At 35.7% G+C, this 20,645-nt stretch carries 23 protein-coding genes; 14 read left to right on the top strand and 9 right to left on the bottom strand.

Translation table 11 applies throughout. The annotated features are described in order from the left end of the window. The first annotated feature begins 8 nt into the window (after positions 1 to 8). From IGI65_RS10890 to IGI65_RS10865, 6 genes are all read left to right on the top strand, one after another. Positions 9 to 1,310: a Sapep family Mn(2+)-dependent dipeptidase gene (locus tag IGI65_RS10890; RefSeq protein ID WP_412256490.1), complete on the top strand. Its 1,302-nt coding sequence runs from the start codon at positions 9 to 11 to the stop codon at positions 1,308 to 1,310. 301 nt (positions 1,311 to 1,611) lie between these two features. Beyond that, entirely contained in the window at positions 1,612 to 2,559 is a 948-nt protein-coding gene (locus tag IGI65_RS10885; protein ID WP_412256488.1) for a N(4)-(beta-N-acetylglucosaminyl)-L-asparaginase, read from the top strand. Between the two features lie 59 nt (positions 2,560 to 2,618). Further along, positions 2,619 to 2,951, top strand: coding sequence for a PTS sugar transporter subunit IIB (locus tag IGI65_RS10880; RefSeq protein ID WP_071865741.1), 333 nt, complete (start codon positions 2,619 to 2,621; stop codon positions 2,949 to 2,951). A gap of 22 nt (positions 2,952 to 2,973) precedes the next feature. Continuing rightward, positions 2,974 to 4,332 (top strand): PTS cellobiose transporter subunit IIC, encoded by a 1,359-nt coding sequence (celB, locus tag IGI65_RS10875; protein WP_071865740.1) that lies wholly within the window; start codon positions 2,974 to 2,976, stop codon positions 4,330 to 4,332. Between the two features lie 16 nt (positions 4,333 to 4,348). Then, on the top strand, positions 4,349 to 4,864 hold the full coding sequence (locus IGI65_RS10870) for a GrdB-related putative oxidoreductase (RefSeq protein WP_412256486.1): 516 nt from the start codon (positions 4,349 to 4,351) through the stop codon (positions 4,862 to 4,864). 274 nt (positions 4,865 to 5,138) lie between these two features. Next, positions 5,139 to 5,654, top strand: a complete 516-nt coding sequence (locus tag IGI65_RS10865; RefSeq protein WP_438774184.1) for a type II toxin-antitoxin system Phd/YefM family antitoxin — start codon at positions 5,139 to 5,141, stop codon at positions 5,652 to 5,654. A 43-nt stretch (positions 5,655 to 5,697) separates the two neighbouring features. Here IGI65_RS10865 and IGI65_RS10860 read toward each other — a convergent pair whose 3' ends face one another. Beyond that, positions 5,698 to 6,054: a hypothetical protein gene (locus tag IGI65_RS10860; protein WP_071864849.1), complete on the bottom strand. Its 357-nt coding sequence runs from the start codon at positions 6,052 to 6,054 to the stop codon at positions 5,698 to 5,700. Positions 6,055 to 6,394: 340 nt separating this feature from the next. Here IGI65_RS10860 and IGI65_RS10855 point away from each other — a divergent pair, with 340 nt between their 5' ends. Next, positions 6,395 to 7,126, top strand: a complete 732-nt coding sequence (locus IGI65_RS10855; protein WP_071864850.1) for an epoxyqueuosine reductase QueH — start codon at positions 6,395 to 6,397, stop codon at positions 7,124 to 7,126. Positions 7,127 to 7,321: 195 nt separating this feature from the next. Next, the gene (locus tag IGI65_RS10850; protein ID WP_412256482.1) at positions 7,322 to 8,488 is read left to right on the top strand and encodes a pyridoxal phosphate-dependent aminotransferase; all 1,167 of its coding nucleotides are present in this window, start codon (positions 7,322 to 7,324) and stop codon (positions 8,486 to 8,488) included. Between the two features lie 94 nt (positions 8,489 to 8,582). Here the strand turns inward: IGI65_RS10850 and IGI65_RS10845 are convergent, their stop codons facing one another. Further along, the gene (locus IGI65_RS10845; RefSeq protein ID WP_412256480.1) at positions 8,583 to 9,440 is read right to left on the bottom strand and encodes a hypothetical protein; all 858 of its coding nucleotides are present in this window, start codon (positions 9,438 to 9,440) and stop codon (positions 8,583 to 8,585) included. A gap of 139 nt (positions 9,441 to 9,579) precedes the next feature. Between IGI65_RS10845 and IGI65_RS10840 the strand changes: the two genes are divergently transcribed. Beyond that, positions 9,580 to 9,894, top strand: coding sequence for a hypothetical protein (locus tag IGI65_RS10840; protein ID WP_412256479.1), 315 nt, complete (start codon positions 9,580 to 9,582; stop codon positions 9,892 to 9,894). 77 nt (positions 9,895 to 9,971) lie between these two features. On the opposite strand, the gene IGI65_RS10835 is transcribed toward IGI65_RS10840, so the two are convergent. Continuing rightward, positions 9,972 to 10,175 carry a DUF4649 family protein gene (locus tag IGI65_RS10835; protein ID WP_180708224.1) on the bottom strand — a complete coding sequence of 68 codons (204 nt, stop codon included), beginning with the start codon at positions 10,173 to 10,175 and terminating at the stop codon, positions 9,972 to 9,974. Positions 10,176 to 10,381: 206 nt separating this feature from the next. Between IGI65_RS10835 and IGI65_RS10830 the strand changes: the two genes are divergently transcribed. Continuing rightward, positions 10,382 to 11,272 carry a phosphate ABC transporter substrate-binding protein PstS family protein gene (locus IGI65_RS10830; RefSeq protein ID WP_412256477.1) on the top strand — a complete coding sequence of 297 codons (891 nt, stop codon included), beginning with the start codon at positions 10,382 to 10,384 and terminating at the stop codon, positions 11,270 to 11,272. Positions 11,273 to 11,351: 79 nt separating this feature from the next. Here the strand turns inward: IGI65_RS10830 and IGI65_RS10825 are convergent, their stop codons facing one another. Together IGI65_RS10825 and IGI65_RS10820 are read right to left on the bottom strand one after the other, a co-directional pair. Next, entirely contained in the window at positions 11,352 to 13,088 is a 1,737-nt protein-coding gene (locus IGI65_RS10825) for a sensor histidine kinase (protein ID WP_412256475.1), read from the bottom strand. Continuing rightward, positions 13,085 to 13,813 (bottom strand): response regulator transcription factor, encoded by a 729-nt coding sequence (locus tag IGI65_RS10820; protein ID WP_412256473.1) that lies wholly within the window; start codon positions 13,811 to 13,813, stop codon positions 13,085 to 13,087. The genes IGI65_RS10825 and IGI65_RS10820 overlap by 4 nt, the downstream gene beginning before the upstream one ends. 230 nt (positions 13,814 to 14,043) lie before the next feature. On the opposite strand from IGI65_RS10820, the gene IGI65_RS10815 reads away from it, so the two are divergent. The 4 genes from IGI65_RS10815 to IGI65_RS10800 all read left to right on the top strand — a co-directional run bounded on the left by IGI65_RS10815 (position 14,044) and on the right by IGI65_RS10800 (position 16,995). Continuing rightward, positions 14,044 to 14,508, top strand: coding sequence for a DUF523 domain-containing protein (locus tag IGI65_RS10815; RefSeq protein ID WP_095006222.1), 465 nt, complete (start codon positions 14,044 to 14,046; stop codon positions 14,506 to 14,508). Between the two features lie 29 nt (positions 14,509 to 14,537). Continuing rightward, positions 14,538 to 14,876, top strand: a complete 339-nt coding sequence (locus tag IGI65_RS10810) for a putative DNA-binding protein (protein ID WP_095006221.1) — start codon at positions 14,538 to 14,540, stop codon at positions 14,874 to 14,876. 25 nt (positions 14,877 to 14,901) lie between these two features. Continuing rightward, complete coding sequence (gene ffh, locus IGI65_RS10805) at positions 14,902 to 16,314, top strand: signal recognition particle protein (protein WP_071864858.1); 1,413 nt, start codon at positions 14,902 to 14,904, stop codon at positions 16,312 to 16,314. Positions 16,315 to 16,467: 153 nt separating this feature from the next. After that, a complete protein-coding gene (locus IGI65_RS10800; protein WP_412256471.1) occupies positions 16,468 to 16,995 on the top strand; it encodes a GNAT family N-acetyltransferase in 528 nt (175 codons plus the stop codon). Between the two features lie 118 nt (positions 16,996 to 17,113). Here IGI65_RS10800 and IGI65_RS10795 read toward each other — a convergent pair whose 3' ends face one another. The 4 genes from IGI65_RS10795 to IGI65_RS10780 form a co-directional block, all read right to left on the bottom strand. Further along, entirely contained in the window at positions 17,114 to 17,923 is an 810-nt protein-coding gene (locus IGI65_RS10795) for an HAD family hydrolase (RefSeq protein ID WP_412256469.1), read from the bottom strand. Positions 17,924 to 18,047: 124 nt separating this feature from the next. Next, a complete protein-coding gene (locus IGI65_RS10790; RefSeq protein ID WP_412256468.1) occupies positions 18,048 to 19,265 on the bottom strand; it encodes an ABC transporter permease in 1,218 nt (405 codons plus the stop codon). A gap of 15 nt (positions 19,266 to 19,280) precedes the next feature. Further along, on the bottom strand, positions 19,281 to 20,159 hold the full coding sequence (locus IGI65_RS10785; RefSeq protein ID WP_071864862.1) for an ATP-binding cassette domain-containing protein: 879 nt from the start codon (positions 20,157 to 20,159) through the stop codon (positions 19,281 to 19,283). Next, a complete protein-coding gene (locus tag IGI65_RS10780; protein ID WP_095006217.1) occupies positions 20,156 to 20,539 on the bottom strand; it encodes a GntR family transcriptional regulator in 384 nt (127 codons plus the stop codon). The genes IGI65_RS10785 and IGI65_RS10780 overlap by 4 nt, the downstream gene beginning before the upstream one ends. Between the last annotated feature and the right edge of the window lie 106 nt (positions 20,540 to 20,645).

Below are 20,645 nucleotides of genomic sequence, written 5' to 3'. Positions count from 1 at the left end.
TTGAAGAAATGGATCAAGTCAATACGTTAATTACTGCCAACTGGTCTGATTTTTTAAATGTTTTACAGCAAATAATGCAAGTTCCCAGTGTAAAAGGTGAACCTGAAACAAATGCGCCTTATGGCAGGGAACCTCGCCGCGTTTTAGATTTGGTTTTAGCTTTAGGTGAGGAATATGGGTTTAAAACTGGGCTTGTAGATGATGCGGTAGGCTACATTCAGTGGGGGGAAGATGAAGATTATCTTGGTGTTTTAGGACATTTAGATGTGGTGCCAGCAGGTAGTGGCTGGGATTTTCCACCTTTTGATTTAAGTGAAAAAGACGGGCGCTTTTACGGACGGGGGATTTTAGACAACAAGGGACCAATTATTAGTTGCTTTTATGCGTTAAAAATCTTAAAAGATGCCGGTTTTAAACCACAAAAAACGATTCGTATTTTATTTGGAACAGATGAAGAGAGTGGGATGTCTGATATTCCTAAATACTTAGCTAAGGAAAAACCTCCTGTTTTTGGCTTTACGCCTGATTGTAAATATCCGGTAGTTTATGGTGAACGTGGCATTGTCAATATTCAGATAGCAACAAATTTTAAAGCTGAAGAATTAAAGGTATTAGGGGAGTTTAAAGGCGATCAAGCCAGAGATCACGTTCCAGATGAATTGAGCGTTACTGTAAACCAAAATGAAGTGACTGTAAAAGGAAAACGTGCGCCTTCAAATGCGCCTGAATTAGGCGTGAATGCCATTGTTTTATTAGCAGAAAAACTCGCAAAAGAAAATGACTTAAGTGTCGCGTTAAAGCAATACTTTACTTGGTTAACCAAGGTATTAAAAGACCAACATTATGGTGAAGGTCTTGATTTAGCACTAGCCGATGAAGATTCCGGCAAATTAATTTTAACTCCTGTCATTTTGCAAAAAAATGATACTGGCTTGACATTAGAAATTGCTTTTCGCTATCCAGTTTCGGCTACGCAAGAAGACGTTGTAGCCGGTGTGTTAAAACAAGTACCAAAAAATTCCACAGTTAATATTGTTCGTAGTTTACCTGGCATTCGGCATGAAAAAGATTCGCCTGAAATTGAAAAATTATCAGCGATCTATGCCAGCGTGACTGGTAATGATAGTCGTCCTGTGACGACAACAGGCGCTACTTATGCGCGGAAAATGCCCAATATTTTAGCGTTTGGTCCTTCATTTCCTGGCCAAAAAGGCATTGCCCACAATGCCAATGAGTATATGGATGTTAGTGACTTAAAATTAAACTTGGAGATTTATCTACGGAGTATTCAAGCGTTGTTAAGTGAATAAGATAAAAAGGTGTGGCAAAAGTCTTGTCACATCTTTTTTTGCTTAAATAATGTGACAAGACTTTTGTCATAGGCTTTTCCTACAATGAAACACGAGATCACATCTTAGGGAGAATGCATACATTTATTATGCTTTTATTGACGAATACAATAAGTCAGAATTTGAAAACGTTTTTTGAAAATGATAAAAGACTAAAAAAATCAAGATAAAATGGAAAATAGTATAGACGTACTAGTATATACTATATAGAATATACAATATAAAGAAAACGCTCTATTATCTGATATAGGAGGAAAGAAAAATGTGGGGAATTATCGCAACGTGGCGAATGGCACACGATGGCATTATTGCAGCTAAAGAAATGTTAAGTAAAAATGCAACTGCTGCTGATGCCTTAGAGACAACGATTAAAACCGTAGAAGATTATCCATTTTATAAATCTGTTGGCTACGGCGGGTTACCAAATGAACACGGAATTTTAGAAATGGATGCAGCTTTTATGGATGGGGATACATATAAAATTGGTGCAGTGGCTGGAATTGTTGACGTTGCAAATCCAATTTCTGTTGCGCGTAAATTGAGCGATGACAAATTTAATAGTTTTCGCGTTGGTCAAGGGGCAACAGAGTATGCGATGTTAAATGGCTTTGAAATTAAAAATATGCTGACACCACGGGCAAAAAAAATCTGGGAAAAACGTGTTGAAGAAATTGCCAAGTCCAATCTAAGTCCATACGATGGTCATGATACTGTTGGGGTTGTCGCCTTAGACGAACACAATAGTATGGCTGCAGGGACATCAAGTTCTGGTTTATTTATGAAAAAAAGAGGGCGCGTGGGCGATTCACCATTATCTGGATCTGGTTTTTACGTCGATAGTGAAATCGGCGGAGCTACGGCAACAGGTTTAGGAGAAGATTTAATGAAAGGCTGTCTTTCTTATGAAATTGTTCGTCTGATGAAAGAAGGTCTGACCCCACAAGCTGCTTGTGATCAAGCTGTCTATGAATTTAGTGACCGTTTAACGAAACGTTATGGTAAAGCTGGTGCCTTTTCCCTTATTGCTCTTGATAAAAATGGCCGTTGGGGGGTTGCGACAAATGTAGAATTTACTTTTAGTGTTGCAACAAAAGACGAAAAACCAGCGATTTATATTGCCAATCCTGGTCCAAATCAAACAACAGTAATTGAACCTATCACCAAAGAATGGCTAGATGCCTACGAAAAACGGATTAAAGCACCAGTATAAACCACGTGTTTATTTGCAATATTGTAAATAAAAATAGGTAAAAATAAGGAGGAAATAACATGGCAACAAAGAAAATTTATTTATTCTGTGAAGCAGGAATGTCAACAAGTATTATGGTAAACAAAATGATGACGGTGGCAAAAGAACATAATATGCCAATTGAAATTGAAGCTTTTCCAGCAATTCGAGCTGAAGAAAAAGTGGCAGAAGAAAAACCAATTGCAATTTTATTAGGCCCGCAAGTACGTCATTTAGATGACAAAATGAAGGCGACGTTTGAACCACAAGGAATTCCGGTGGGTACAATTGCCACTGAAGCTTATGGCATGATGGATGGCGAACGTGCTTTAAAAGATGCCTTGAAATTAATCAAAGAAAATAAAAACAAATAAAAACTAAATAGGAGGCGTTAAAATGCAAAAGTTTCTGAACTGGTTGGAAAAAGTTTTAACCCCAATGGCAAAAGCAATCGGGGAAAATAAATATTTGATTGCCATTCGGGATGGTTTCTTACTTTCCACTCCTTTGTTAATTGTTGGTTCACTATTTTTAGTTTTAACTAATTTCCCAATTCCAAATTGGAATGAAATGATGAGTTCTTTTCTAGGTGATAATTGGGCTTCAATGTTAAATATGCCGGCAACAGCGAGCTTTGATATTATGACAATTTTAGCTGTGGCAGGTATTGGGTATAGTTTAGGGAGACAATTTCATGTAGATGCGATGCAATCAGCTATTATTTCATTGGTTTCTTTTTTCATCGTCACACCATTTTCTACCCCGTTTACCCCAGAAGGTACAACAGAAGTTTATGATGTCGCTAGCTTACCTTTACGTTGGATGGGTTCTAGCGGTTTGTTCTTAGGAATGGTAGTAGCGCTAATCTCAACTAGAATGTTTGTTGCTTTGTTAAATAAGGGCTGGACGATTAAAATGCCAGATGGCGTACCGCCAACTGTTGTGAAATCTTTTGAAGCATTAATTCCAAGTTTTGTAATTGTGACAGTTATGATGATTGCCAACTGGATTGCCCACGCAACGCCTTATGGCAACTTACAAGAAATCTTGTTTAAATTCTTACAAACGCCACTTTTAAGTCTAGGGAATACTTTAGGGGCAATGATTATCGCCTATTTATTCTTACATTTCTTCTGGTTTTTTGGGATCAATGGTTCTTCTGTTGTGGGTGCGGTCTTTAATCCAGTATTACGAGCGCTATCTGTAGAAAACATGGATGCCTTTAAGGCAGGAAAAGAAATTCCTAATATTATCACAGGGCAATTTCAAGATATGTTTGCAACTTTTGGTGGTGGCGGTTCTACTTTATCTTTAATTATCGTTATGATTATCTTTTGTAAGAGTCAACGAATTAAAAAACTATCACAACTATCTTTAGTACCAGGAATTTTTGGTATAAACGAACCTATTATTTTTGGTTTACCGATTGTGTTAAACCCAATTATTTTAGTTCCTTTTGTCTTAGTACCAACCATTAACATCATTATTTCTTATGTTTGTATGAATTTAGGTTTAGTCAATTATACCAATGGGATTCAGTTACCGTGGACAACACCGCCGATTATTTCTGGCTTTTTGGTAAGTGGCTGGCAAGCAGCAATTTTACAGGCTATTTTAATTGTTTTGGGAATGTTCATTTATTACCCATTTATTAAAGTGATGGATGATCAATACTTAAGAGAAGAAAAAGAAGCAGAAGAGCAAAAAGAAGACGATGATATCAATTTCGATGATTTTGACTTTGATGATTTATAAGAATTAGGTGAATGAAATGAAAAAAATTATTTTAATTTTAAATCATGTGCAAGCAGGCATGGGAAGTGACGAAAATGCACAACTTGCTCCGAGTGGGAAAAAAACTGCTTTAGGTCCAGGTCAAACATTGAATCCTCTTTTTAAAGAACACGATGCCCAGATTATTGCTACACTATTTTGTGGTGATCAATATTATGAAGGCCATCAAGCAGAAGTTCAAAAGAAATTTATTGGTTTTGCCAAAAAATTTGAAGCTGATGCAGTGTTATGTGGGCCGGCTATGCACTATCCTTACTTTGGTGAAATGGCAGCAAGCCTTACAGAAGCTTTAAATAAAGCTGACATTCCAGCAGCAGCTGCAATGTCTGAAGAAAATCCGGCAGTGGAAAAGTATGAAAAAAAAGTGGCAATTATTAAAATGCCTAAAAAAGGCGGAATTGGACTAAACGATTCTTTCAAAAATATGGCTGCTTACGTTTCTGCTCTGGCACATGGCGAAGATGTAAGTAACATGCAAGCAATGCTATTTTAAAGTTAGTAGACAAAAGCGCACTACGACTGGAATCGTGGTGCGCTTTGTTAAATTAGTCAAATCAAATTGGTAAGAAAAAATTCAATTTTTAGTTTTGAAAAATAATTTCAAAAAAGTAGCTGTTTTTTTTGCTATTTTTTCCAACTTTAATGTATTTGACAGCATTTGTGCTATAATGTGTTCGTTGAACTACTTTGCTATGGAATTGATAAAAAAGCAGTGCTTCTTGATTACTGCCTTTTCTATAGTGGGAATTTTTCAAGGAGGAAGGAATATGGAACTGAAAAAGTTAGAGGTGCCGACGACTTCTATTACCGAAGTGAAAAAATCTCCAATGGATGTTTTTAATCAGGCCCGAGAAGCGGGAACAGCTGTTTACGTTTTTAATCGTGAAAAAGTAGCAGGTGTCATGCTAACCCAAAAACAATATGAAAATTTATTACAAGAGCTACATAATCGTCCGGAAGTGGCAGAAGATGAGTTACAAACTGCCGATGGGTTAGAAGAATTTTTAGGCAAAATGCGTAACGCTTTAATTACGGGTGCCGCAATTTCAGCTAAAAATCTTGATGAACGGATGGTTGCATTAGGCTTTATTACGCGTAAAACTGGATTTGGCGGGGTAGTTGACATGATTTCCGAGCTAAAAGAAAGTGGTAAAATTGTCTACCAATTACGCAAAAAACATGAAGGTAAAACGATTGTGGCTGAAGTTATTGGTGAACAAGATAGCACTTCTAGTTTGTTTGATAAATTGATCATTAAAAAAATCTATTTGAAAGAATCATAAAAAAAACTTCGTGTTCGCAATTTTAAGCGAACACGAAGTTTTTTTATTTGGAGATATGAACCTGTAAGCTAGTTGCCCAAATAATACCCATTACTTGTGGAATTAAATACAGTAAAGATAAAAATAAGACTAAAAAGGCGGGATTAAACGGTTGATAAAAAAAATGCCATTCAGGATGTTGAAATTGTAAAATAACAGAAAATACTGTGGATAGAATATTTCCTGTCAACCATAAAATTAAATGATTGCAAGCTTTAAAATAAAAGCCGACCATAAAAGAAAAGACTAGAGTCATTAAAAAACCTAGAATAGAATGAAAATATGCATCAAGAAGTAATGATAAATAAACAAACGGAATTGCAAAAAACATAACCGGTAGTTTTAAAAATGTTTTTGACATCACGTACCTCCTCGTTTAATATGAATGAGCAGTATTACTCTAATATTTCATTCTTTAGTTAAGCTATAATTCATTTTAGGCACTAAAAATGATAAAAACAACGTTATTTAATAGGATTGTTTTAAATTTAATAAAATTCTTATTTATTTCTTTTTTAATTGAAATACAACGTTTTTTATTTTTTGCGATATTAGGGAATAAATAGGGTTGATTTGAAGTGATATAGTGAACTATTACTACTATATCACTAAAATAAGATTGAATTTTTATTGAGGAAATCAAAAATATCAGAGCTTTTTTAAAAGAATAAATGTTATTTTGTGGGTAAGGAGATAAACGGATGATTGAAGCAGATCAAATTTTGGCTAAGATGAAAAATCAAAAAATTAATTATGATTATGTGTTACGAAAAATGATTACTACTTGGGAAACTGAAGAAAAACGGCCACGGATTTTAATTCATAGCTGTTGTGCGCCTTGTAGTACTTATACATTAGAGTTTCTAACACAATATGCCGATGTGACTATCTACTTTGCCAATTCCAATATTCATCCCAAAAGTGAGTATGAACGTCGTTTGTTTGTGCAAAAGAAATTTGTGCAAGATTTCAATGAAAAAACGGGGGCGAATGTAGGTTTTATTGCCGCGGATTATAAACCCAATGAGTTTTTAGCCATTATCAAAGAAAATCATTTGCAAAACGAACCAGAAGGCGGTAAAAGATGTACGGCTTGTTTTCAAATGCGCCTGGATTTAGTCGCAGAAGAAGCATTAAAAAGAGGATACGATTACTTTGGGAGTGCATTAACCATTTCACCGAAGAAAAATGCGCAATTAATTAATCAAATCGGGATGGATATTCAAAAAATCTATAGCGTGAATTACTTGCCGAGTGACTTTAAAAAAAATAAAGGCTATGAACGGTCAATCCAGATGTGTAAAGAATACGATGTCTATCGCCAGTGTTATTGTGGCTGTGTTTTTGCCGCTAAACAACAAGGCGTAGATTTAAAAGCGGTTAATAAAGAGGCTAAAGCATTTTTGGCAGAGAATACTGAGTTAGTAAACTAAGAATAATATAGCATCTTTACGTGATAAGTAGGAAGTAGTTTTAATAATCAGACGCTAGCTTACTTTTTAACAACTATTTTATTCTGATTTAAACAGCAAGGAAATGAAAATTTCTTTGCTGTTTTTTTTCATTTTGTGGTAGGATAAAACATAAAAAGTAAGCGGACAAAAAAATTTTAAAAAGGAGTAGTGTAGATGGATTTAACACAACGCTTTAATAATCAAGTCTATCAAATTGCAGTATCTTTAATTCGCCAATTTGATGAAAAAGTTTCGGGAATTGAAGGAATACTAAAATTGACTTTAGGAGAGCCAGACTTTAATACGCCACTTCATATTAAAGAAGCAGGAAAAGATGCGATTGAACAAAATTATAGTCATTATACTGGCATGTCTGGTTTGGCGGACGTAAGAGAAGCCGCTGCGCTTTTTTTAAAACAAAAATATCATCTTACCTACGACTATACTAACGAAGTTTTGGTAACCATTGGTGCCACAGAAGCAATTTCTGCATCGTTATTAGCGATTTTAAATCCTGGTGATAAAGTTTTACTACCAGCACCGATTTATCCTGGGTATGAACCGGTAATTACTTTAGCTGCTGCACAACCAATTTATATGGATACCACAGCCGATGACTTTGTTTTAACACCAGCAGTCTTAGAAAAACATTTGTTAGAACACGGGGATGCAGTTAAAGCGGTAATTTTAAATTATCCAAGTAATCCGACTGGTGTGACCTATTCAAAAGAACAAGTCAAAGCGTTAGTGGCTGTTTTAAAAAAATATCCTGTCTTTGTAATTAGTGATGAAATTTATAGTGAGCTTTCTTATGATGAAGAACATGTCTCCATTGCCGAATTTTTACGGGAACAAACGATTTTGATCAATGGATTATCAAAATCTCATGCCATGACAGGGTGGCGCGTAGGTTTTATTTTTGCACCAGAAGACTTAACAAAAGAAATTATTAAAGTCCATCAGTATTTAGTAACCGCAGCTTCCACTATTTCTCAAAAAGCAGCTGTACGAGCTTTAATTGAAGGAATTGATGACGGCTTAATTATGAAAGAAGAATATCGCGTGCGCCGCGATTTCTTATATGAAAAAATGACAAGCTTTGGGTTTAAAGTAGCAAAACCAGCCGGAGCATTTTATCTTTTTGCCAAAATTCCTGACCATTTAGAACAAGATTCGATGAAGTTTTGTGTCGATTTGGCTCAAAAAGCTAAATTAGCGGTGATTCCTGGTATCGCCTTTGGTAAAGAGGCAGAAGGATATATCCGCTTAAGTTATGCAGCAAGTATGGAGCAATTAGAAGAAGCGGTCAGCCGTCTTAATCAATATCTTTTGCAAGCATAAAAAAATAGATGGTACTCTCTTAGCTTTCAGTTAGTAAAACAAAGACTAAGAGAGCGCCATCTTTTGTATTTATTGCGACGAAAAAAATTAGATGTTATTCGCTTACCTTTTTAGCAAAACGACGGGTTGCCCAATATTCCAAATCGTTTAGTAGAGCACTGATTTTTTGTAAGATTTCTTCTGTCAGCTCCTGTGGCACTGTATGGTTTGATAAAAAGCGATTAGGATAATCTTGTTCGGTAGCCAAAAAGGAGGTGACAAAAGCATTGAGTTCAGCTTTTAAATCAACATTTGTGTCTTCACCGGAATAATGGCGCCAAAAATCTACAGCATAGCCATAATTGGGTAATTCGTAATCTTGGTTTAAGTAGCAAACAGGGTAATTTTCAACTAATAGTACCAACTGATTGTAATACTCGGCAATTTCAAAGTGGTGGATACAAAAGTTTTCAAAGCGCGTATTTTTTAAGTGCATCAGTTCTTTTAAAATCGGTGAACACTCTCTTTGTTGTTGTTGCAAAGCCATTGCTTTTTTCTCCGCCCAGTCTGACAAATCACCTAAAAGGGGAGCAAGTAAAGAGAAACGGTATTGTGCGCCTAGCTGAATGTCTTTGACCACTGCATCATAATTTTTTAAAAGATAGCTATTTTTTGAAAAGAAAGCTTCTATATGCCGCTTTACGAAATCTTCTTTATCAACTGGGGCAAATTGTTCCCAAAGTGTACTAGCATAGCCCATGATATAGCGGTTTCCTACACCTTCATCGGTCTGTAAATAGGTAAATTTGGGGGTAGTTGCTATGACGGAGCCATTTTTACGATCTTTCATGTAATAGATAGTAAAATCTACTTCTTCGCCATCAAAATATTTTGTTACTTTTTCTTGAAAGCTGATAAAGTCCATTTGTTCTAATAAGCGGGTCGTTTGCTCTTTGCTTAGTAAGATTGTCATCACCTACTTTTTGTAATAGTTGTTATCTCATCTTAAATTAATTATAATTTAATTATAGCTGGGAATATAAAAGATGTAAACTGCGGTAAAATAAAGAAAAAAAGCAGTGAACAAAGGCCTATATTAGGAGGGAAAGCTTATGAAATATGCGTTAACAGAATTTTTTCGTCGTTATCGGCAAGGAATTATTTTCTTTGAACAATTACTTTTTATCCCAACTATGGTAATGATGTTGGCAACAGGACTGCAATATTTTGTTCGTTTTTTTATTGGCTTTCTTGGTGTCGGTCTGCTTTATACGGTTATTCATTTCTTTAGCTCTAAAAAGCAAAACCGGGAAGAACGATTGTATGCTTTACTCCATCCTAATCACGATCAACGGGAGACAGTTTTATTGGTAGTCCTTACAGCTTTTTTACTTTATGCTTTTATTGTTTTTAATTTTAGACCATAAAAAAACGGGACGATGACAATTTCTTGTCGTCGTCCCGTTTTAAAATATTCAAAAATTCTAATTTAGTCTAAAGACTTTTATTTGTTTAAGTAATTGAATAAACCACCGATAGTTTTATCGTCTAAGTCAATTTCTTTACCATCTAGTAATACTTTTGTTACTTGGTAGTTATCTTGTAGATCGGGTACTTCTTTATATTGCGCACCGACAAAGTCACTTGCTTTATCATATTTTTTTACTTCTTCTTGTGAACCGGCAATGCTGTAATGAATTTCTAACATAATAATCAATTCCTTTCTAATTGGAACATAATTGTCTTACTGAGTTAAGTATAGTCCTTTTTTTTTATTTAGGGGTGAAATACGCTCATACTTTTGGCTTTACGTAATCTTTACACAGCTTGATAGAATCTTTACATGCTACTTAAAGTAAGTTTACAAAACGTGTGTAAACTAAAGTTGTACCTAAAGAAAAAGGAGTGACAATTTTGAAAAAAGTTTATTTAGTAGTAACTGCAGCAGTTGTAACGCTTTTACTAGCGGCCTGTGGAAATGGTGGCAAAAAAGCTGAGAGTGCAAGTAATGAAAAAGACAGTGGTGTAAAAATCACGGCAGTAGGATCAACGGCGTTACAACCGCTAGTTGACGCAGCTAAGGAAAGTTTTGAAAGTGAAAATAAGACGTATCAAATTACCGTTCAAGGCGGTGGCAGTGGTACTGGTTTAAGTCAAGTATCTGCCGGTGCGGTAACAATTGGAAATTCAGATGTTTTTGCTGAAGAAAAAGAAGGCGTCAACGCAAAAGATTTAGTTGATCATAAAGTCGCAGTTGTCGGAATGGCACCGGTGGTGAATAAAGAAGTAGGGGTAAAAAATATCTCCAAAGAGCAACTTATTGCTATTTTTACAGGTAAAGTAACCAATTGGAAAGAAGTTGGTGGTAAAGATGAGAAAATTGCGGTCATCAACCGAGCTTCTGGTAGTGGCACGCGAGCAACGTTTGAAAAATGGGGACTAGATGGCGCGACAGCTATTCAATCCCAAGAACAAGATTCTTCAGGGACTGTCAAAAAAATTGTCGCTCAAACACCTGGTGCCATCAGTTACTTGGCGCTATCTTATATCGATGAAAGCTTGCAGGAACTTTCCCTTGATAATGTAGCTCCAACTGCTGAAAATATTGCTACTAATAAATGGCCTATTTGGTCTTATGAACATATGTACACAAAAGGTGAACCGGATAAAAACGTTAAAAAGTTTTTGGATTATCTTTTAGCTGATGAAATTCAAAGTGGACCAGTTAAAGAATTAGGTTATTTACCAATTACTAGTATGAAAATTGAGCGGACAGTTGATGGCAAAGTTACGCCAATTAAATAGAACTTGAAAATTCCCCAAGTCAGAGCAAAACCCCCGTAGTAAGCGTTAATTTACTACGGGGTTTTTTATGTTTTAGTAGTTAGAGGACAGGTAAAATGACAGTAAAAGTCGAGCCTACACCGGGGTGGCTTTGTACTTCAATTTTACCCCCTAGTTTTTCAATCGATTCTTTTACGATGGCTAACCCTAAGCCGGTGCCGCCAGATTGACGGTCTCGGGCTTTATCAACGCGATAAAAACGTTCAAAGATGCGCTGTTGGTCATCACTATCAATACCAAACCCTTCATCGGCAACCGTTAAAGTTAAAACATCTGTTACGGCGTAAGTGATAGTGATTTTTTTACCTTCTGGCGAATATTTAATCGCATTTTCAATTAAATTTTTTGCGATTGGATAAAAAAGCGCAACTTTAGTTGACCAAGTCAAATCAGGATTACCATTGATAGTTAAAGTTAAGTCCTTTGCTTTTCGTTGCGTCGCATAATTTTCTGCGATTTGATTTAATAACTCATAAAGGAAGACAGGTTGAACTGGATCATCCAAAGCTTGTTGTCCTTTTGAAAGTTGAATGATATCTTGAATCAATGCTTGCAGGCGTTTGGCATCTTTTTCCATAATTTGCAAAAAGGCAGTAGTCGTTTCAGGATCGTCTTTTGCGCCATCTAGTAAAGTCTCCGTAAAACCAATTAGTGAAGTAACGGGCGTCTTTAACTCGTGAGAGACATTACTCACAAAATCTTGTTGCATTTTTTCTAATTGGCGAACTTGGGTCATGTCATATGACATGACTAAAATTTGTCGTTCTTCATTGAAAAGACGGGCGTCAATATCTAAAACACGTTCACTTTCACCATGCAAGCGAATTTCTTCATGTAAAAAAGGATTTTTTAAAGAAATGCGATAAACAAGTTGAATCAATTGTGGCTCTTTAATTACTTCTGCAAAATTGACATTTTCAGGTAAGTTTTGAAATAGATTCAATTGTCGCTTCATCTCAGGGTTAATCATTACCAATTTGTTTTCACTGTCGACAATAAAAATACCAATCATTAAATCATTTAAAAGAGTGTGTAGTTGCTGTTCTGTTGCAGAATAGGCGTTGTAAGTGTCAGTCATCTGTTCACTTAATTGATTTAATGCTTGATATAATTCTTCCCATTGCGGTGTAGTTTGCATAATGGTTTCTGTTCGACTGGGATTAGCTACCATTTTTTTTATCGCTGGTAGTAGTGTTTCAAGCGGTCGATTTTTTTGGCGTAAAAAATAAAAGACGACAGCTGTAATTAAGCTGCATAAAATAAGATAGACAGTTAAAATTGATTTTTTTACGTTGCTTGCTTGTACCATAAAAGTATGAGTACTTTCTGCAATTCGTAAGATGCCAATTAAATGGTTGTCACTTACAATAGGGAGTGCAACATACAGTAATTCTTTTTTTAAAGTAGCGCTTTTTCGTAAAGCAGTTCCTATTTTTCCGCCGGCTAAGACTGTTTTTACTTCAGGACGATTGGAACGAGTGCCTGAAAGGGTTTGATTAGAAGTGTCAAAAATGATTTCACCGGTGGGAGATAAAAAAGTAACGCGCTCATCCGCATGTTCAATATAGTGCTGACTTAAAGTTTGGAACTTTTTTTCATCATAGTTATCTTCAGCGGCAAGGCGCAAAAGTAAATTACCTTTTTTTTCTAAATAATTTTCTTGCTGGCTTAAGACTTGATGTTCAAAAAAACCACTAATCAGTTGCCAAGCGCTAAAAAAGACCATGAGCAAGAGGAAAAACCAAAGAAAGTATTCCAGTAAACGTCTTTTTTTCATAGTTTTGGTTCCTGAAATTTATAGCCAAAGCCACGCACTGTCAATAGGTAACGAGGCTTTTTGGGATCAACTTCAATTTTTTCACGTAAATGGGAGATATGGACGTCGACAATGCGACTTTGACCGGCAAAGTCAAAATTCCAAATGCGATCTAGTAATGTATCGCGATCGATCACCCGATCTTTTCGTTTCATAAAGTAAACGAGTAACTCAAATTCTTTCGGGGTTAAAAAGATCTTTTGATCGTTAACGGTTACCTCATAATTATCCAAATCAGCTTTAATAGCCCCAATCTGCAAGATTTCCCCTGTTAATTCGTCATCTGTATTTTCAATTTCTGCACTTTTTTGTGTTTCTGCTGGTCGCATCCGTCTAAAGATAGCTTTCATCCGCGCTAACACTTCTCTTGGACTAAAGGGTTTTGTCAAATAATCATCTGCCCCAATTTCCAGTCCCAAAATTCGATCAATCGTATCATCTTTTGCGGTTAATAATAAAATGGGGGTTTCTTTTTTTTCTTGCCGTAATTTTTTGGTGATTTCAATCCCATCAATACCCGGTAGCATAATATCTAAAATAATAAAATCAAATTCTTTTGTTAAAGCTAATTCTAGCCCCTTGTTACCGTCAGTTGCGGCAGTAACAACATAACCTTCTTTTTCTAAATTAAAAGTCAGTAGCGTAACGATTGATGGTTCATCGTCTACGATTAACACTTTTTTCATAGTAAACTCCTTTGTGCGGTTTTACCTTTTAAGTAAAATTTTCAGGCATTTTTATTTTAGCATACAAACGCAGTGGGGACTATTTAAGGGGTAGAAATAATGCTATAATAAAGGGCGTTAAATCAATTTTTAGAAAAATTATTGCCTTCTTTTTAAAAAGAGCAAAAAGAGCAAAATTGAAATTTATGTCAAGACCACGTTAGCAAAGAGATTTATTAAAGGAGAGAACTATGCTGGGAATTAGTGCCTGTTTAGGAGGCATCTTTTGTCGTTATGATGGAAAAACACAAAAAATTACTGAATTAGCCCAACTAGTGGTAGAGAATAAGGCAATCTTAGTTTGTCCTGAAGTTATGGGAGGCTTAAATACTCCAAGAGATCCAGCAGAAATTATTGGAGGCGACGGCTTTGATGTTTGGAACGGAACAGCGCAAGTTTTAACGTGTCGGAAAGTCGATGTAACAGCCGCCTATAAAGCAGGAGCAATAGCAGCATATCAAAAACTAAAAGCAGCAGGGGTCACCCACCTAATCTTAAAAGAGCGGAGTCCATCTTGTGGGAGCAGTCAAATATATGACGGCACCTTTAGCGGTAACAAACAAAGTGGTGTCGGAGTTGCCACCGCCTATTTTATAAATAAAGGTTTAAAAATCTATTCTGAAAATAATTATCACCGATTATTAGCTAAAGAATAAGTTGGAGTTTTTTTGATAGGAGGGATTTTATGGAAATTGAAAAAACGAATCGGATGAACGCGCTATTTGAATTTTATTCCACGCTTTTGACCGAAAAACAAATGAATTACATGGAGTTGTATTATGCGGATGATTTTTCACTAGGGGAAATTGCTGAAGAATTTCAGGTGAGTCGTCAAGCAGTTTATGATAATATAAAACGGACAGAAAAAATTTTGGAAGATTATGAGCGCAAACTACATTTATTTTCCGATTATATAGTTCGCGGCGAAGTTTTAGATCGGGCCGAAAACTATATTAAAGCCCATTATCCAAAAGATGAAGAACTGCCAAAATTTTTGCAGGAACTTCAAGAAATTGATGAATAGTTTTTAGTTGAAAGGAACGAAGACAATGGCATTTGAAAATCTAACAGAACGTCTGCAACAAGCCATGAGCAAGTTGCGTAAAAAGGGAAAAATTACCGAGGCTGACGTCACGGAAATGATGCGGGAAATCCGCTTGGCATTACTAGAAGCCGATGTAAACTTAAAAGTAGTAAAAGAATTTGTTAAAAATGTACGCCAAAGAGCGGTGGGGACGGAAGTCTTAGATAGTTTATCGCCAGCCCAACAAATCGTTAAGATCGTTGATGAAGAATTGACCAAAACTTTGGGAAGTGAAACAGCGACTTTAAATAAATCGCCTAAAATCCCAACTGTTATTATGATGGTTGGTTTACAAGGTGCCGGTAAAACGACATTTGCGGGTAAATTAGCTAATCATTTGATGAAGACGGAAAAAGCACGCCCGTTGATGATTGCTGGTGACGTTTATCGACCAGCAGCGATTGATCAATTAAAAGTTTTAGGCCAACAATTAAATGTACCTGTTTTTGATATGGGGACAGATGTTAGTCCTGTTGAAATTGTGCGGCAAGGGATGGCATTAGCACGGGAAAAGAAAAATGATTATGTTTTAATCGATACGGCAGGTCGTCTGCATATTGATGAAAAGCTAATGGATGAGTTAAAACAGATCAAAGAAATTGCCCAGCCAAATGAAATTCTTTTAGTTGTCGATGCTATGACGGGTCAAGATGCGGTGACGGTAGCAGATAGTTTTAACCAACAACTCGGCATTACTGGGGTCGTGATTACTAAATTAGATGGGGATACGCGTGGTGGTGCAGCACTATCTATTCGCCAAGTAACAGGTGCTCCAATTAAATTTACCGGTACTGGGGAAAAATTAACCGATTTAGAAGTTTTCCATCCTGATCGTATGGCCAGCCGAATTTTAGGCATGGGGGATATGCTGACGTTAATTGAAAAAGCGCAGCAAGATTACGACGAGAAAAAAGCTGAAGAACTAGCGAAAAAGATGAAGGAAAATACCTTTGACTTTAATGATTTTATTGAACAAATGGATCAAGTCATGGGAATGGGACCGCTAGAAGATTTATTAAAGATGATTCCAGGAATGAATCAAGTGCCAGGAATTGAAAACGTCAAAGTTGATCCAAAACAAATTGCTCGTCAAAAAGCAATGGTCATGTCGATGACACCTGCAGAACGGGAAAATCCTGATTTATTAAATCCAAGTCGACGTCGACGAATTGCAGCAGGTTCTGGTAATTCAGTCGTTGAAGTTAACCGGATGATTAAACAGTTTAAAGAAGCCCGTAAAATGATGCAGCAGATGACAAAAGGTCAAATGCCAGCTGGGATGGATCAAATGTTTGGTTCTGGTATTAAAGGTAAAATGGGTAAAATGGCCATGAATCGGATGATGAAAAAACAAAAGAAAAAGAAAAAGCGTAAATAAGACGCAGCGCTACGTAAAAAATTAATAAAAAACCCGAATAATATATACAGCTTTTCTTATCAAAATGATGAGTAAAAGAGCAAAGCTTTTACTTGTATATAGTCTATTCGGGTTTTTATTGGCGCTAAATTTTGATAAGAAAAGGAGCAAGCAATGGAAATTGAAACAACGCGTTTGATTTTACGGCCGTGGCGAGCTGGCGAAGAAGCGTTTTTATCCCAATTTTTACAAGATGAACGTGTGATGTATGCTTATGAGGGAGCTTTTTCAGCTGAAGAAGTAAAAAATTGGTTGCAGTGGAATTTGCGTTTATACCAAGAAAAAGGTTACGGCCTTTTAGCTATCGTGCGTAAAGGTGATAATAAAATCATTGGTGAATGCGGTCTAACCGATCAAATAGTGCAAGATGAAACATATTTGGAAATTGGCTATCATTTAATTTATGATGCTTGGAAAAATGGCTATGCTATAGAGGCTGCTAAGGCGGTAAAAGAATATGCGCTTATGCAGTTAGGTGCAAAAGAAGTTGTGTCAATAGTAAGAGACACTAATTTGGCCTCCATGAATGTAGCCATTCGTAATGGTATGCTGGTAAAAAGACGATTTATCAAAAATTATCGCAATGTGGTTATGCCTCACTACTTATTTTCTACCTGTACATCTACAATAAGCCAGAAGTAAAAGGTTTAGCGCCTTTTACTTCTGGCTTATTTTGCTAAAAACTTTTATAAAAAATGATCGCCAGTTTATTACGAAAGATATAATTCCATGAGTTAAAATGTTCCACTTTTTAACTCAATTAGTTTTTGGCTTGGAGTGTGAGTAATTGTTTCATCGTCAATAAAACCCCGTTTTCATCATTACTGCGACAAATATAGTTGGCAGCCGCTTTTGTTTGTTCAAAAGCATTGCGCATAGCAAAGCTAAATGAACCAGCTTGCATCAATTCTAAATCGTTATGGCCATCACCAAAAACCATCGTTTCTTGTGGTGTGACGTTTAAAATTTGTTGTAATTGTGTCACGGTGTGGCGTTTATGTACGCCAAAATTAGTAATATCAATCCATGCGGCTTCAGAAGCGACAATGTGAGCTTGTTTTTTGAATTCAACTAGTTGTGGTGCGATTTTATAACTTCTTAATTTGTCATCGTAAACTGTAATTTTTACAAAGTCGGCTGTGATGCTATGATAGTCAGCGGTTTTTTCTACGATTTCATAAGAACCGCGCACCATTCTTTCGTTTTCAGCGGATGTGTTTTCATGAATAATAGCCGCTTGTTTTGTGCAAGCAATAATCGTTAGATCATTATGAATCGCTTGTAGTTTACGGATGATTTCTTTACCTAATTTGTTTGGTAATAAAGATTCATAGATATATTTGTCTTCATGCTTAATTCGAGTAGCGCTATCGCCTAAAATCCACAAATCTTTTGTTCCAACGTTTTGAAATAAAGCTTCTACGCGTTCACATTGTTTACCAGTACAAGGGGCAAAGGCCACGTTTTGTTGGTGCATATATTGGCGAACTTCTTGATACAATTTTTCGTCAAATGTACTTTGACTGTTCAAAAAGGTACCATCTAAATCGCTGATAATTAGTTTAATCATTGCTTTCTCCTGTAATCGTTTTTTTTAGTATAACAAGAAATGCTGTCAAAAAATAAAACGTCACAGCAGATTCCATGACGTTTTACAATTTGTAATTCAAATTTTTAGTTTTTTGTAAATTTTATTACGAAAAATCATTTATTTTTAAGTTGTGCTTTTTAGCACGATAAATCTCCCACTTTGTTTTGATAGCAGAAAAGAAAACTAAAGCAAAAAGAAGAATTCCTATTATCGTAATCGTAATGAAGGTACTTAAAATTGTTTGTGTAAAAGAGACTGCTTCCTGGCTGTCTTTTAAGATAAAGTAAAGTTGCCACGTATTTGTAAAGGCGTTTATTATAATAAAACTTGTAAACACCCACATCAAGCCCCAAATCGGCCAGCGTGAATCTTGGTGTAAGAGATAATCACCATCATTTTCTAACGAAAGAGTACGATATTTACGGGCAGTCCAGCCTAAAAATAAAAAGATCAGCACAAGAAAAATTGGTATCATCCACCAATAACCACCAGTTTTTCCTAAGGTGTAAATAAATAGATTCTCTGGATTAAATGAAAACGGGTCAGCGTTTTGGCGACTAAAGAGATTTAAAAAACTATTCCAAGCAGGGGGTAAAAAGCTAGCAAAAAAGACAAATCCTACCCAAGTTAGTGGTCCCAAAATCAAATTACCGACCATTGACCCAATGAACATACTACATGTAAATAAAAGCACATTTAAGGTAAAGCTAGTTACCACAGAATGGAGTAACTGCCCCCAAGTTACATTTAAATATGGAGCGGGAATACCTAGTTTTAAATAGCAAATATAAAAAAGTTGGCTAAAGAGTAAACTACCTAGAATTGGGAGCGCTACGTAAATTAATTTTTGAGTAAAAAGTTGGCTGCGTTTTTGTGGTAATGCAAATAAGAAACGATTAAAAGCTGTCTTTTCATCAATAAAAAAGATAAGAAACCCTGCTAATCCGACTAACAATAAGCTTAATAAAGCATATCCTTGTCCAGTCATGCCATAATAAACAGTCTTGGGGTTATAGTTTTGATGTTCTTTATTTGAATTTTGTTGGGCTTGGTAGGAATCACGATAAAAATAAAGTTGATCTGCAATATAATCTTGCCGAGAAGCGTAAGGAGTATCTTGATTTTTCTCACTATTCCAATAAGTAAACGCTTCTGAGTGATTTTCATATTCCGCTTTAAATTCTTGTGAATGAAGATAATTGTTTTGAGAATGCCAATTTGAAACCGCGCTAAAAGCATTTAAAAAGTAAATACCAAAAATTATTAGCGCAAAGGCGATGAGTGCTTTGCCATATCGTTTTAAATAGATTGTTTTTAACATAAGTAAACTCCTTTTCTAAGCTAGCAACTGCTCGTTTTTTAAGTTTGCTTCAAAAAGATCTTCCAATGATAATGGCAGTTCTTCAAAGACTAAAGGATCATAGCTTTTAATGAGCGCTGCTAATTCAGCGGTATAATTTTCAAATACCGCCACAATAACTCTACCTTGGATAGTAATAAGTTTTGAATTCTCTTTAATAAACGGTGGTACTTGTTTGGTACGAAAAACCAATTGAAGTTTGCGGGCGTTTTTTCGCATATTTTCTAACGTATAGTCTTTGGTTATTGTCTGTCCTTTTAATAATAAGGCTCGATCAATTAGTCCTTCTAATTCTTGTAAATTGTGCGATGCAATGAGGGCACAACGATTATTTGCTGCCAAATGGGTTAATAAAAGCCCGATGACTTTTTTACGAATAATGATATCTAAACCATCAAAAGGTTCATCTAGTAATAAATATTTGGCATTTGAGGCAATCGCTAAAATCATTTGATATAACCCTTGGATACCTTTAGAAGCTTTGCGATAAAGCATTTTAGGATTGAGTCCATGTTCTTTTAATAGCTGTAAATACAAATCTTGATCAAATTTTGGGTAAGCGGTACGATAAAATTCATTAATCGCTTGCAGGGAATAGTATTTTAAAAAATTATCCAATTCATCAATATAAAAAATTTCAGTTTTTAATTGACTATTTCGAGCAATATTTTGTCCGTTAATCGTAATCTCACCTGCATCTGGTAGATAATTGCCAGCAATCGTGCGGAATAAAGTCGTCTTACCAGAACCATTACGGCCGATTAAGCCGATAATTTCATTTTCATTCAAACTAAAATCAATATCTGTTAAGACAGTTTTCGTTCCAATCATTTTTGTTAGTTGTCTAATTTTCATTTTAAATTTTCTCCTTTAAATTGAGGATCTTTCAGCCAGCTAATTAGTTCAGCTTCTGAAACTTGTAGTTGTAACGCTTCGATGACGAGTTCTTGGAAGTGTTGTTTTAACTGGCTAATGCGCATTTCATCGCGGGGAATATTTTCCTGACTTTTAACAAATGTGCCTTTACCTTTCACTGTAATCAAAACATTTTCAGTTTCTAAAACTTTATAGGCCTTACTAATCGTATTGGGGTTCATTAAAAGATCTTTGGCTAATTCACGGACAGAGGGTAAGCGATCCCCAGGTTGTAATAAACCAGTCACAACCTGATGCTTAATATTTAAAATCAATTGCTCGTAATAAGGCTTGCTACTGTTTTTATCAATGGTAAACATGAGGCGCTCCTTTCTAGTGATAATTTTTATCTAAAACAATCTTGTGTCTATGTGTACTAATATACGCAGTACACTTTAAAAATGCAATAGGTTTTTGGCTAAAAAA

This window comes from Enterococcus sp. DIV0755b, from assembly GCF_051713765.1.
In the GTDB taxonomy this organism is placed as follows: domain Bacteria; phylum Bacillota; class Bacilli; order Lactobacillales; family Enterococcaceae; genus Enterococcus_C; species Enterococcus_C canintestini.
The sequence above is the reverse complement of the archived record's forward strand: the minus strand, read 5'-3'. Positions and strand labels throughout refer to the sequence as shown.